We start from the raw sequence: 13914 nt of genomic DNA on the forward strand, positions 1-13914 counted from the left end.
GCAACGCAATGGAGGAGCGCATGTTCAAGGATCTATTCTCACTGAAGGGCCGCGTCGCACTGGTGACCGGAGGATCGCGCGGCATCGGCAAGATGATCGCGGCCGGCTTCCTCGCGCAAGGTGCCGCCAGGGTCTACATCACCGCGCGCAAGGCAGGCCCTTGCGAAGCCACCGCCCAGGAGCTCACCGCCGCCTATGACGGCGAATGCATCGCGCTTCCGATCGACATCTCGACCGTCGAGGGCTGCGACAAGCTCGCCGGCGAGATCATCAAGCGCGAGCCGAAGCTCGACATCCTCGTCAACAATGCCGGCGCGGCATGGGGCGCGGATTTCGACGAATTCCCGGAGAGCGGCTGGGACAAGGTGATGGATCTCAACGTCAAGTCGATCTTCTTCCTGACCAAGGCGCTGGCCAAGCCGCTTCGCGCGGCGGCGACGCATGAGAAGCCGGGCAAGGTGATCAACATCGCCTCGATCGACGGCATCTTCGTCAACCCGATGGAGACCTATTCCTACGCCGCCAGCAAGGCCGCGGTGATCCACCTGACCCGCCGGATGGCGACGCGGCTGATCAAGGACAACATCAACGTCACCGCGATCGCGCCCGGCGCCTTCAAGTCCGACATGAACCGCGCCGCGCGCGATCACGCCGACGAGGTCGCCAAGCGCGTGCCGGCGAAGCGCGTCGGCACCGACGAGGACATGGCGGGCACCGCGATCTATCTCGCCTCGCGCGCCGGCGACTACGTCGTGGGCAACACCATCGCGGTCGATGGCGGCGTGGTCTACGCGACGGCGGGGTTGGAGATCGCGGGGTAGCGCGCTATCGCCACGATCGACCATCGGCGCCATTCTACCGCTGTCATGCCCCGGCTCGACCGGGGCATCCAGTACGCCGCGGCCTCTCGATTCAAACACTGACTGGGATACTGGATCGCCTGGTCGAGCCGGGCGATGACGGTGTGTTGTGCGGAGAGATGTTGCCACTGCTGATTGGCAGCGCGGCTTAGACCACCGTCGTTACCGCTCCCTCAATGTCATCACCCGCGAAAGCTTTCGCCGGTGATGACGAAATGAACGCACATCTCACAAAAGAAAAGGGGCAAGCCAGGACCTTCTCGGCTCACCCCTTTTCGGCCCCTCCGGGAGGAGAGGAACTGCTAGATGGCGATCAGCTTTCGATCCTCACATATTCGAAGTCGCCCGGCTTGTTGTCGATGCCGACCTTCGGCGCCGAGATCCAGGAGGCGAACTCGCCCGGCTCGGTTACCGGCTTCATCAACGAGGCGATGAAGTCGCCGTCAGCGGTCGATGGCAGCCAGTCGTTCTTGCGCTGGGCCCAGGTGGCGTCGTCGATCAGGAGGCCATCGGGCGTCGCATGGACGTCCTTGAACTCGCCGATCTGGCGGTGGAAGGCGGTGTTCGGCACATGGAGCTTGTAGTCGATGCCTGATGTCGAGATCACCTTGTTCCAGCGCAGCATGCCCTTGACGCAATCCTGCGTGTAGTCGTCGCGCAGCCGCATGTTGAGCGCGGTCAGCGCCGGCTCGTCGACCATCTTGATCTGGCCGTCCACCATCTTCATGACCGGGTAGGTCGAGTTCTTGAGCTGGTGATCGTCATCGATCGTGGTTTCCTTGTAGCGGCCCTTGATGCCGGCGTTGAAGGCATTGGCAGCATTGGTCGACACTTCGGAGCCGAACAAATCGAGCGACAGCGAATAGTGCAGGTTCAGCTTCTTCTGGATGGTCGGAAGATCGATGACGCCGAGCGCCCGGACCCTGGCGATGTCGTTGGGATCGGTGATGCCGGCTTCCTTCATCGCATCGCAGGTGCGCTGCACGACGCGGGTGATGCCGGTCTCGCCGACGAACATGTGATGGGCTTCCTCGGTCAGCATGAAGCGGCAGGTGCGCGACAGCGGATCGAAGCCGGACTGCGCCAGCGAGTGTAGCTGCATCTTGCCGTCGCGGTCGGTGAAGTAAGTGAACATGAAGAACGACAGCCAGTCCGGCGTCGCTTCGTTGAAGGCGCCGAGCATGCGCGGTGAGTCCGCGTCACCCGAGCGGCGGCGCAACAAATCGTCGGCTTCCTCGCGGCCGTCGCGGCCGAAATACTTCTGCAGCAGGTAGACCATCGCCCAGAGATGGCGGCCTTCCTCGACATTGACCTGGAACAGGTTGCGCATGTCATAGAGCGAGGGCGCGGTCTTCCCGAGGTGGCGCTGCTGCTCGACCGAGGCCGGCTCGGTGTCGCCCTGGATCACGATCAGGCGGCGCAGCATGGCGCGGTGCTCGCCGGGGACTTCCTGCCAGGCCGGCTTGCCGTAGTCCTCGCCGAACGGGATGACGCGGTTCTCTTCCTGCGGCGCAAGCAGGATGCCCCAGCGATATTCGGGCATCCGCACGTAGTCGAACTTGGCCCAGCCGCGCGGATCGACCGAATAGGCGGTGCGCAGATAGACCAGCGATTCCTGGAAGCCGTCCGGCCCCATGTCCTTCCACCAGTCCATGTAGCCGGGGTGCCAGCCCTCCAGCGCCTTGAGCACCTGGCGGTCTTCGGCGAGATTCACGTTGTTTGGAATCTTGGTCGAGTAATCGACGTTCATGATGTTCATGTTCATGGCGTGCTCCTTTTCATCCTGGCTCGCATCGCATCTTGCTCTGCCGTCATCCTGAGGAGCGCGCAGCGCGTCTCGAAGGATGCTGTTCGGCGTTCTTGCCCTCCGATCATCCTTCGAGGCTCGCTTGCGCTCGCACCTCAGGATGACGGCGAAATCTCCTAGACCCGGGTCATATCGAATTGCGCCTTCTGGCCGGTGCCGTAGCGGCGCAGCGCACCGTCTTCACCGACCGCGTTCGGCCGCTGGAAGATCCAGTTCTGCCACGCGGTGAGGCGCGAGAAGATCTTCGATTCCATGGTCTCCGGGCCGACGAAGCGCAGATTGGCTTCCATGCCGGTGAGGCCGTCGGGCGAGAACGAGGTGCGTTCCTCGAAGAACACGCGGACCTCGTCGTCCCAGTCGATGTCGTCGAGCGCGAAGGTGACGAGGCCGAGCTCCTCGGCCTCCTCCGCGTCGAGCGCCTTGCCGATCGCGCCTTGCGCGCGCTCGAGATCCGACGGGTCGGCCTGGAAGCGCGATTGCAGCCGGGTCAGGCCGTGGCTCATCGGATAGGGCCCGAAATTCATCGCCGTCAGTTCGATCGCCGGCGGCGGACGGTTGTCGCCCTGCTTCTGGCCGATCAGCATGTAGGAGCGGTCGGCGGCGAACACGAGCTCGGCCAGCGTGCCGACAAAGCAGGAGCCGGGCTCGACCAGCGTCACCAGCGTGCGCGAGGTGACGTCGATGCGCTTGAGCACGCGCTTCCAGTAGTGCCTGACCTCGTTGACCAGCCAGTGCGCCTTGTTGGCCTCCAGGAACGTGTCGTAGGACACGACGTTGACGCGATCGCCATGGCTCTTGAACACCAGCATCGCGATCTCGAGCTCGTTGATGCGCAGATGCAGGATCGCATCGTCGAGCTCGCGGGCGACCTGCAGCGGCCAGAACGAAGCGCCCTGCCCGATCATGCCGTCGATGTCGGCGGGCGCGGCGGCTTCCGGCGCCTTGATCGAGATGGTGGCGATGCGGGCGGCGCGATCGATGTCGACGCTGACGAAGCCGTAGCGGATGGCGCTGTCGTCGATGGTGCGCGTGAGCGGCGCCAGCGCGATGCCTCTGCCCGCGCCGTTGCGCTTCGACTTGGCGGCGAATTCCTTGACGCGCTCGGCGAGCTTGCCCTCGAGCTTGGAGTTCGGCGCGATCTCATCGACCAGCCGCCACTGCACCGCGCGCTTGCCCTTGATGCCTTCCTCGATGGTGCAGAAGAAGTCGGCGTGGTCGCGGCGCACCTTGCGCTTGTCGACGACGCGCGTGAGCCCGCCGGTGCCCGGCAGCACCGCGAGCAGCGGCACTTCCGGCAGCGCGACGGCGGCGGCGCCGTCATCGGCCATCATGATGTGGTCAGTCGCGAGCGCCAGCTCATAGCCGCCGCCGGCCGCGGTGCCGTTGACGACGGTGATGAAGCTCTGGCCTGAATTCTCGCTGGAATCTTCCAGGCCGTTGCGCGTCTCGTTGGTGAACTTGCAGAAGTTGACCTTGTGAGCATGGGTCGAGCCCGCCAGCATGCGGATATTGGCGCCGGCGCAGAACACCCGGTTCTTGCCCGAGCGCATCACCACGACCTTCACCGCGGGATGCTCGAAGCGCAGCCGCTGCACGGCGTCCGCAAGCTCGATGTCGACGCCGAGATCGTAGGAGTTGAGCTTGAGCTGGTAGCCCTCGAACAGGCCGCCGTTCTCGTCGACGTCCATGGTCAGCGTCGCGACGTCGCCGGCGATGTCGAGCTTCCAGTGCCGGTAGCGCGACGGCTCGGTCTGGAAGTCGATGTACTTCGCCCCGCCTGCAAGGACGCGATCGTCACCAGCCATGGACCACCCTTATCTGTTGTCTTGCTGTTGTTCGTTTGTAGGTTCGTCGTCGAGGTCTTCATGCACAATAATGCATGTTTTTGACCTCGTCTAGTTCAAAACGCAAAAACATGCATTTTGTTTCATGTTACCGAAATTCGCTCGCCGGGCCAATGGCCTGGCATCGGCACCAAAAGTCAGGCCGCCAGGGCCGGGTCGTCGCGCAGCGCCGCTCTGGCGAATTCAGTGACTGCTTCCAGCGTCACAACGGGCGCCTCGCGATGCGGCGAGTGGCCGGCGCCGTCGATGGCCACGACATCGACCGGGCAGTAGCACTCGTCCTGGGCGATTTCGACCTGACGCATGGTGCCGTATTGATCGTCCGCGCCCTGCACGATCAGCACGGGCACGCGGATGTAAGCGAGATAATCGGAGATATCCCAGTCACGGAATGACGGATCGAGCCAGGCGTCGTTCCAGCCACGGAAGGCATTGTCGACATCCTTGTGCCAGCGCGCGAGCTTCTCTTTCAGATTGGTGGTCTCATACGCCGTCTTGATCTCGGCGATCGACTGCACCGAGATGTCCTCGACGATGAAGTGCGGCGCGATCAGAGCAAGACCTTGCAGGCGATGATCCTGATGCGCGCCGGCATAGATCGCCGCGATCGAGGCGCCGTCGGAGTGGCCGACCAGAAGGCCGCGGCGGAAGCCGATCCGATCGAGAACCTTCGGCAGCACGTCGAGCGCCTCGCGGTGCATGTAGTCGACCCGGCGCGGCAGCTTCGCCGGTGACGAGGCGCCGTAGCCCGCGCGCGAATAGGCGAACACGCCGGCGCCGGTCGCCGCCTGCAGCTTCTCGGGGAGATCACCCCACAGCCCGACGCTGCCGAGGCCTTCATGCAGCATCACGAGGGTCGGCGCCGTTTCGGGTGACGGACCGATCATGCGGTATTCGAGATCGGCGCCGTCGATGCTGAGGAAGCCTGCGGGGACAATGGTCATGTGAAGCTCCGTTCCCGGTTTGCTAGTGAGGCGGCCTCAGCTCTCTCATTCCCTCCCCCCTTGCGGGGGAGGGGCAGGGAGAGGGGTGCCGCTTGCTCCGCTGTATGACGGATAGCGACACGCCTAGTGACGGCATTGCAATGTTCGTTGATATGGCGCCGCTCGATCTTTGACGTCAGCGCTTGGGGCTTACCCCTCTCCCCAACCCTCCCCCGCAAGGGGGGAGGGAGCCCCACCGGAGTGCTCACCTCACCGGAACGCACGTCACCGAGGCTCTCTTGCATGCGACCACTCACCGGCTCCCCCAGTGCTTCACGCCTTCACCGTCGCGCAACTTGAATCGCTGTATCTTCCCGGTCGCGGTCTTCGGTAGATCGTCAACCACCTCGATCCAGCGCGGATATTTCCACGGGCCGATCTTCTGCTTGACGTGCTCCTTGAGCGCCTCGAAGAGATTGTCGGTCGCACTGCCTGCACGCAGCACCACATAGGCCTTCGGCTTCAAGAGCCCTTCCGGATCGGCCTCCGGCACGACCGCGGCTTCCAGCACCGCGGGATGGGTGATCAGCGCGCTCTCGACCTCGAACGGCGAGACCCAGATGCCCGAGACCTTGAACATGTCGTCGGCGCGGCCGCAGAAGGTGTAGCGGCCGTCTTCGTTGCGGACATATTTGTCGCCGGTGCGGGTCCAATGCCCCTGAAAGGTGTTCTTGCTCTTGTTGCGCTGGTTCCAATAGCCCTCGCCGGCCGATGGCGCCTCGACCAGGAGCTCACCGACTTCGCCGTCCGGCACATCGTCACCGGCATCGCTGACCAGACGAACCTTGTAGCCGGGAACGGGACGGCCGGACGTGCCGTATTTGATGTCGCCGGGCGCGTTCGAAAGGAAGACGTGCAGCAGCTCGGTCGAGCCGATGCCGTCGAGGATGTCGACGCCGAACCGCGACTTCCAGCTATGGCCGACGGATTCCGGCAGCGCCTCGCCGGCGGACGCACAGATCCGCAACCGTGTCCCGGCGCGCGCGCCCTTTGACGCCTCGTCGTTGAGCATCGCGGCAAACAGCGTCGGCGCGCCGTAGAAGATGGTCGGATTGTATGTGTTCATCAGCTCGAACATCAGCGCCGGCGTTGGCCGCGCGGAATTGAGCACCGTGCTGGCACCAACCGACATCGGGAACGTCAGCGAGTTGCCGAGCCCATAGGCGAAGAACAGCTTTGCCGCCGAGAGGCAGACGTCGTCCTCCCTGACCGCGAGCACCTGCTTGCCGTAAGTGTCGGCGGTCGCCTGCAGGCTGGCTTGCAGATGCCGGACGCCTTTGGGCATGCCGGTCGACCCCGACGAATAGAGCCAGAATGCAGGCTCTTCAGGATGAGTCGGCGCGGTCGTGAATTTGTCGCTCTCGCGTGCCAGCTCGTCCGCAAGCAATTTGTGACCCTGCGCATCCTTGCCGGAGACCACGACATGTTCGAGATCAGGCAGCAGGGGGATTGCATCCTTCAGCACCGGCAGCAAGGCCTCGGACACGAACAGCACGCGCGAACGGCAATCGCCGAGGATGTACGCGAACTGCTCCGATGTCAGCAGCGTGTTGAGCGGCACCGGCACCACGCCGGCGCGGATCGCGCCGAGGAACACGATCGGGAAATCGACCGTGTCCAGCATGATCATGGCGACCCGCTCCTCGCGGCGGACGCCGAGCCGGCGCAGCATGTTGCCGACCCGCCGGGTCTGCTGCTGCAACTGGCCATAGGTGATTTGCGACACCGTGTCGTCGAACACGACCTTGTCGCCGCGGCCTTCATCGACATTGCGGTCGAGCAGCCAGGAGACTGCGTTGTAAGTCATGGCCCGCTCCTCAGGCACAGGCACATCGCGCCTGCCCTCTCCCCGTCAATTTAAGAATTATAATTCATACAAAGCCACCAGATCGGCTTGCTGTCAATCCTCATCGGCACTATGTTTCCTAGACCATCGGACCTGATTCAGCCAGGACCACGCGCGTCGCACGGGGATCATGACCGCAGCCAACGATCCGGAAACCGACTTCCTCGAACAGCTCGGCCAGCGCGTGCGCACCATGCGCGCGCTCCGTGGCATGTCGCGCAAGGTGCTCGCCAAGGTCTCCGGCATTTCCGAACGCTACATCGCCCAGCTCGAGAGCGGCAAAGGCAATGTCTCGATCGTGCTGCTGCGCCGTGTCGCAGGCGCGATGGGCGCGCATCTCGAAGACCTGATCCCCTCCAGCGAGCCGGTTCCGGACTGGGCCGTGATGCGCGATCTCCTGCGCAAGGCCACGCCGAACCAGATCGCGCAGGCCAAGGACATGCTCGCCGGCAGCAGCCCGCTTGCACCGCGCGGCGCCTCGTTCTCCGGCATCGCGCTAATCGGCCTGCGCGGCGCCGGCAAGACCACGCTCGGGCGGATGCTGGCGAAGAAGATCGGCTGGAGCTTCGTCGAGCTCAACAAGGAGATCGAGGCGCAGAATGGTCTCTCGGTCGCCGAGATCATCGCATTGTACGGCCAAGAAGGCTTTCGCCGCATGGAGCAGGCCGCGCTGACGCAACTGCTCGCGCGGAAGGAATTGATGGTGCTGGCGACCGGCGGCGGCATCGTCTCCGAGGCGCTGACCTTCGACCTGATCCTGTCGTCGTTCTACACGATCTGGCTGAAAGCCGAGCCGGAAGAGCACATGGCCCGCGTCCGCCGCCAGGGCGATCTGCGCCCGATGGCCGACGATCGCTCGGCGATGGCGGAATTGCGCAACATCCTGGTCAGCCGCGAGCCGCTCTATGCCCGCGCCTCGGCCGTGGTCGACACCGCCGGCCTCTCTGTCGACGCCGCCGCCGCGCGGCTGATCGATTCGGTGCGGCCTGTGCTGCAGAACGAGGCGCGCAGTTTTGGTCTGCGCAGCGTGGCGCTGTAGCCCCGCTAAAGAAGCCGGCTCTTCACATCATCGGCGCCGTCGCGCAGCAGCGGCAGGAAGCGATCGATCAATTCCCTGGCTGGCACCCGATCGACGTGCGCGCCCATGTTGATGGCGGCGACGATGGTGCCGTCGTAGCGGCGCACCGGCACCGAGATCGAGCGGAAATGCGGCTCGGCCTCGCGGTCGACCAGCGAGTAGCCCTGCGCGCGATCGGCGATGATGGTGGCGAGCAGTTTCTTCGGATCGGTGACCGTCTGCGGCGTCACCGGATCGCGGCGCATCGCCTTCAGCCGTGCCGCCAGTTCTTCATCATCGAGCCGGCCGAGCATGGCGCGGCCGACCGAGGTGCAGAACGCCGGCAGCCGGTAGCCGATGTCGAGGCCGGCGGAGAACACCCGCGTCGGGCTCGAGCGCGCGACGAACACGACGTCGTCACCGTCGAGCAGGGCCAGCGAGGCGATCTCCTGTGCTGCGGTCGCGATGCGGTCGAGCACCGGCTGCAGCACCGTCACCACCTGGTTGGATTGCAGGAACGAGCCCGCCAGCGTCAGCACATGCGGCGTCAGCGTGAACAGCTTGCCGTCAGTCGCAACGAAGCCGCCATGCGCCAGCGTGAACAGGATGCGGCGCGCGGTGGCGCGCGGCAAATCGGCGGCGCGCGCCAGGTCGCTCAAGGTCGCAGGACCCGTAACGGTGCCGAACACCTGCAACAGCCGCAGGCCGCGATCGAGCGCCTCGACGAAGTCGGTGGCGCGCTCGTCCTGATCGGTCCGCTTCAGCTTGGGCATGGGGGCTCGGCTTTGAACGGTTCAAAAATTGCGCTTGCTGTCCAAAACAGACATGGCATAATTCGCACATTCGTTCAATAGGCGAACAAATCCAAATTCGGGAGACGCCGCCATGATGAGCCAGGAAGCGAACGATCTGATCACCCGCACCAACCGCAAGGACCCCTGCGGAAAGCTGATGCGGATGTACTGGCAGCCGGCGGCGCTGGTCGACGAGCTGGAAGGGCCGCGCCCGGTCCGGCCGGTGCGGCTGCTCGGCGAAAACCTGGTGCTGTTCCGCGGCGAGGACGGAAGCTACGGGCTGATCGATCGGCACTGCGCACATCGCGGCGCCGACCTCGCCTTCGGCCGGCTCGAGAATGGCGGGCTGCGCTGCGCCTTCCACGGCTGGCTGTTCGACACGTCAGGCCAGTGCATCGAGATCCCGGCCGAGCCCGCCGGCTCGCAGCTCTGCAAGGGCATCAAGCAGCGCTCCTATCCGGTGGTGGAGAAGAGCGGCATCCTGTGGGCCTATCTCGGCGAAGGCGCGCCACCGGCATTTCCGGAACTCGACTGCTTCGTCGCGCCCGGCAGTCACACGTTCGCGTTCAAGGGCCACATGAACTGCAACTGGCTGCAGGCGCTCGAGGTCGGCATCGATCCGGCGCACGCCTCCTTCCTGCATCGTTTCTTCGAGGACGAGGACACCTCGGCGGCCTACGGCAAGCAATTCCGCGGCGCCTCCGCCGGCAGCGACATGCCGATGACCAAGATCCTGCGCGAATACGATCGCCCGATCATCAATGTCGAGCACACCGAATACGGCCTGCGCCTGATCGCGCTGCGCCAGCTCGACGACGAGCGCACCCATGTCCGCGTCACCAACCAGCTGTTCCCGCACGGCTTCGTGATTCCGATGTCGACCGAGATGACGATCACGCAATGGCACGTGCCGGTCGATGACGAGAACTGCTACTGGTACGCGATCTTCACCAGCTACGCGGCGCCGGTCGACAAGCAGAAGATGCGCGACCAGCGGCTCGAGCTCTATACCCTGCCCGACTACAAGTCGCGCAAGAACAAGAGCAACGATTACGGCTTCGATCCGCACGAGCAGGCGACCGAGACCTATACCGGCATGGGCACCGACATCAACGTTCACGACCAGTGGGCCGTGGAATCGATGGGGGCGATCCAGGATCGCACCAGCGAGCATCTCGGCCAGAGCGACAAGGCGATCGTGCAGTATCGCCGCCTGCTGCGGCAAGAGATCGAGAAAGTGGAGGGCGGGCAGACACCGATGCTGTTCCTCGACGGCGCTTCGGCGCGCAGCATCCAGGGCCCGGCGACGATGGATGGCATCGGGCCGACGCTGGGTTGGGAGCTCTACTGGATGGAGGTCGACGTCAAGCGCCGCCGCGGCGCACCGTGGGCCGCTCCAGTGCCGCGCGAGATCGCCGGCAAGGTGCACCATCTGACGGCGGCGGAGTGATGATGGCCTCGGTCGCGCAGCTCAGCATCCTGCACCTCGCCCCGCCTGCGGGGAGAGGTCGGATCGCGTCAGCGATCCGGGTGAGGGGGTACAGGTCCATCGATAAATCGAATCGACGGAGAGAGCCCCTCACCCCGACCCTCTCCCCGCGAAGAGCGGGGCGAGGGAGAAGCGAAGGAGTGACGCAGTGAGCTTCGTCGATCGTCACGGCCTGTGGTCGGATGAGCAGAAAGAGGCCGCGCAACGCCTCCGCCGCATCGTCGAGGAGAAGAACCTCGAAGTCATCCGCCTGTCATTCCCCGACCAGCACGGCATCCTGCGCGGCAAGACCTTGATCGCAAGCGAGGCGGTGCGCTCGCTGGAGGGCGGCTGCTCGATCACCACGACGATGCTCGCCAAGGACACCTCGCACAAGACGGTGTTTCCGGTGTTCACAGCAGGCGGCGGCTTCGGCATGAAGGAGATGGAAGGCGCGGCCGACGTGCTGATGGTCGCCGATCCCACTACGTTCCGCGTGCTGCCCTGGGCGGAGAATACCGGCTGGCTGCTCTGCGATCTCTATTTCAGCGACGGACGGCCGGTGCCGTTCGCGACCCGCAACCTCTATCGCAAGGTGCTCGATCAGCTCGGAAGCCGCGGCTACGATTTCGTCGCCGGCCTCGAGGTCGAATTCCATCTGTTCAAGCTCGACGACGCCCACATGGCACCGGAAGATGCCGGCCAGCCCGGACGGCCGCCGTCGGTCAGCCTGCTGTCGCACGGCTATCAATACCTTACCGAGCAGCGCTACGACCTGATGGAGCCGGCGCTCGAGATCATCCGCCGCGACATCATCGCGCTCGATCTGCCCCTGCGCACCGTCGAGGTCGAGTTCGGCCCAAGCCAGTGCGAGTTCACCTTCGCCCCGACCACCGGGCTTGCGCCGGCCGACACCATGGTGCTGTTCCGCTCCGCGGTGAAGCAGATCGCGCGCCGCCACGGCTATCACGCGACCTTCATGTGCCGGCCGAAGCTGCCGAACGTGTTCGCGAGCGGCTGGCACCTGCACCAGTCGCTGGTGTCGCGTGCCAATGGCGAGAACGCCTTCATGGCCAAGGAGACCGGCGAGCCCTTGAGCGCGCTCGGCCGCGCGTGGCTGGCCGGACTGATCGAGCACGCACGCGCCTCGACCGTGTTCACGACGCCGACCATCAACGGCTACAAGCGCTACCGCTCCTATTCGCTGGCGCCGGACCGCGCGATCTGGGGCCGCGACAACCGCGGCGTGATGATCCGCGTGCTCGGGGCGACCAATGATCCGGCAACCCGGCTGGAAAACCGGATCGGCGAGCCGGCGGCTAATCCCTATCTCTACATGGCCTCGCAAATTCTTTCCGGCCTCGACGGCGTCGACCGCAAGCTCGATCCCGGCCCCTCCGCCGACACACCCTACGAGACCAAGGCCGCGCTCTTGCCGAAATCGCTTCGCGAAGCGGTGTTCGCGCTTCAAGACGATCCGTTCTTCCGCCAGGCGCTGGGGCCTGAGTTCGTCGACTATTACGTCTTCATCAAGAACGCGGAGATCGAGCGTTTCCAGGCCGAGGTGTCGGACTGGGAGCAGCGCGAATATTTCGAGATGTTCTGACCTCGGTCGCAGCGGCCCAACCCTTGGACCCGTCACCCTGAGGAGCGCGAAGCGCGTCTCGAAGGGTCGACGGCCCCCGGCCGGGCCGTGCATCCTTCGAGACGCGCGAAGACGCGCTCCTCAGGATGACGGGGATGGAGCGAGCGCACCTGCTCCCGCCTCAAATCCCGAGATACTTGTGCTGCAATTCCGGCTCCGCGATCAGCTGCTCGCTGGTGCCGCTCCACACCGTCTTGCCGCGCTCGATGATGTAGTGGCGGTCGGCGATGCGGGCGAGGTTGCCGACGTTCTTGTCGATGACCAGCACCGATTGTCCGCGCCCCTTCAGCATCGACAGGCAGCTCCATATCTCGTCGCGTATCAAAGGCGCGAGGCCTTCGGTCGCCTCGTCCAGGATCAGCAGCTTCGGGTTAGTCATCAGCGCGCGGCCGATCGCGAGCATCTGCTGCTCGCCGCCGGACAGCGTGACGCCCATATTGCTGGTGCGTTCGGCGAGCCGCGGAAACAGTGCGTGGATCTTGTCGATCGTCCATGGATCGGAGGCATTCAGCCGATTGCCCGATGCGGCGACGAGGTTTTCGCGCACTGTCAGGTTCGGAAAGATCTGGCGGCCTTCCGGGACAAGGCCGATGCCGAGCTTGGCGATCTTGTAGGACGGCAGGCCCCGCACCGCCTCGCCGGCGAAGCGGATCGCGCCCGATCGCGCCGGCGTCAGGCCCATGATCGAGCGGATCGTGGTGGTCTTGCCCATGCCGTTGCGGCCCATCAGCGCGACCATCTCGCCCGACTTGATCTGCAGCGACAGGCCGAACAGCACCTGGCTCAACCCGTAGCAGGTCTCGATCGCGTCGACGTCGAGCAGGGTTTCAGTGGTGGCATTAGCCATGGCGCGTCACCGCATGCTGTTCGCCGAGATAGGCGCGCTTGACCTCTTCGTGCTTGCGGATCGCATCCGGCACATCGCAGGCGATGACCCGGCCATAGACCAGCACCGTGATGCGGTCAGCGAGCGCGAACACCGCCTCCATGTCGTGCTCGACCAGAACGATGGTCACTTCCTTGCGCAGCTCCTTGAGCAGCGCGACCATCCGCGCCGACTCCGTCACGCCGAGCCCGGCCATCGGCTCGTCGAGCAGCAGAAGCTGCGGCTTGGTGGCGAGTGCGACCGCGAGCTCGAGCTCGCGCTGCTCGCCATGGCTCAATTGCGACACCACGATATCGGCGCGCTTGCCGAGACCGACGCGCTCCAGCGCCGCACGGGCGGTGTCGCGCAGATGTCGCTCCTTGCGCGCATTGCCCCAGAAGCGGAACGAGTGGCCGTCATGCGCCTGGGCGGCGAGCGCGACATTGTCGATCGCCGAAAAATCCTTGAGGAGCGACGTGATCTGGAACGAGCGCGCCAGCCCGAGCCTGGAGCGCTTGTAGGACGGCAGGCTCGTGACGTCGCGGCCGGCGAAGCGGATGGTGCCGGAATTCGGCATCACCTGCCCGGTGAGCTGGCTGATCAGCGTGGTCTTGCCGGCGCCGTTGGGGCCGATGATGGCGTGCAGCTCGCCGGGGACGACCTCCATCGAGAGATTGTCGGTCGCGGTGATGCCGCCATAACGGCGCACCAGATTGTCGACGCGCAGCAAGGGATTTGGCAAGGG

Annotated in this window: 11 protein-coding genes; 4 read left to right on the forward strand and 7 right to left on the reverse strand. The window is 64.9% G+C overall.

Features of this window, described 5'->3' with window-relative positions; genetic code table 11:
- The first annotated feature begins 20 nt into the window (after positions 1-20).
- Positions 21-821: an SDR family oxidoreductase gene (locus XH92_RS40150; protein ID WP_194456957.1), complete on the forward strand. Its 801-nt coding sequence runs from the start codon at positions 21-23 to the stop codon at positions 819-821.
- Between the two features lie 352 nt (positions 822-1173).
- On the opposite strand, the gene boxB is transcribed toward XH92_RS40150, so the two are convergent.
- The 4 genes from boxB to XH92_RS40170 all read right to left on the reverse strand — a co-directional run bounded on the left by boxB (position 1174) and on the right by XH92_RS40170 (position 7301).
- Positions 1174-2625 carry a benzoyl-CoA 2,3-epoxidase subunit BoxB gene (boxB, locus tag XH92_RS40155; RefSeq protein ID WP_194456958.1) on the reverse strand — a complete coding sequence of 484 codons (1452 nt, stop codon included), beginning with the start codon at positions 2623-2625 and terminating at the stop codon, positions 1174-1176.
- A 158-nt stretch (positions 2626-2783) separates the two neighbouring features.
- Entirely contained in the window at positions 2784-4472 is a 1689-nt protein-coding gene (gene boxC, locus XH92_RS40160) for a 2,3-epoxybenzoyl-CoA dihydrolase (protein WP_194456959.1), read from the reverse strand.
- Between the two features lie 176 nt (positions 4473-4648).
- Entirely contained in the window at positions 4649-5455 is an 807-nt protein-coding gene (locus XH92_RS40165) for an alpha/beta fold hydrolase (RefSeq protein WP_194456960.1), read from the reverse strand.
- Positions 5456-5747: 292 nt separating this feature from the next.
- Positions 5748-7301, reverse strand: coding sequence for a benzoate-CoA ligase family protein (locus XH92_RS40170; protein ID WP_194456961.1), 1554 nt, complete (start codon positions 7299-7301; stop codon positions 5748-5750).
- Positions 7302-7470: 169 nt separating this feature from the next.
- Here XH92_RS40170 and XH92_RS40175 point away from each other — a divergent pair, with 169 nt between their 5' ends.
- Entirely contained in the window at positions 7471-8379 is a 909-nt protein-coding gene (locus XH92_RS40175) for a helix-turn-helix transcriptional regulator (RefSeq protein ID WP_194456962.1), read from the forward strand.
- A gap of 5 nt (positions 8380-8384) precedes the next feature.
- On the opposite strand, the gene XH92_RS40180 is transcribed toward XH92_RS40175, so the two are convergent.
- Complete coding sequence (locus XH92_RS40180) at positions 8385-9170, reverse strand: IclR family transcriptional regulator C-terminal domain-containing protein (protein WP_194456963.1); 786 nt, start codon at positions 9168-9170, stop codon at positions 8385-8387.
- 112 nt (positions 9171-9282) lie between these two features.
- On the opposite strand from XH92_RS40180, the gene XH92_RS40185 reads away from it, so the two are divergent.
- Positions 9283-10641, forward strand: a complete 1359-nt coding sequence (locus XH92_RS40185; protein WP_194456964.1) for an aromatic ring-hydroxylating dioxygenase subunit alpha — start codon at positions 9283-9285, stop codon at positions 10639-10641.
- A 187-nt stretch (positions 10642-10828) separates the two neighbouring features.
- Positions 10829-12265, forward strand: coding sequence for a glutamine synthetase family protein (locus XH92_RS40190; RefSeq protein ID WP_194456965.1), 1437 nt, complete (start codon positions 10829-10831; stop codon positions 12263-12265).
- A 160-nt stretch (positions 12266-12425) separates the two neighbouring features.
- Here the strand turns inward: XH92_RS40190 and XH92_RS40195 are convergent, their stop codons facing one another.
- Positions 12426-13151 (reverse strand): ABC transporter ATP-binding protein, encoded by a 726-nt coding sequence (locus XH92_RS40195; protein WP_194456966.1) that lies wholly within the window; start codon positions 13149-13151, stop codon positions 12426-12428.
- Entirely contained in the window at positions 13144-13911 is a 768-nt protein-coding gene (locus XH92_RS40200; protein WP_194461662.1) for an ABC transporter ATP-binding protein, read from the reverse strand. Before XH92_RS40200 ends, XH92_RS40195 begins: the two co-directional genes overlap by 8 nt.
- Between the last annotated feature and the right edge of the window lie 3 nt (positions 13912-13914).

The sequence above is a fragment of the Bradyrhizobium sp. CCBAU 53421 genome, from assembly GCF_015291625.1.
Classification (GTDB): domain Bacteria; phylum Pseudomonadota; class Alphaproteobacteria; order Rhizobiales; family Xanthobacteraceae; genus Bradyrhizobium.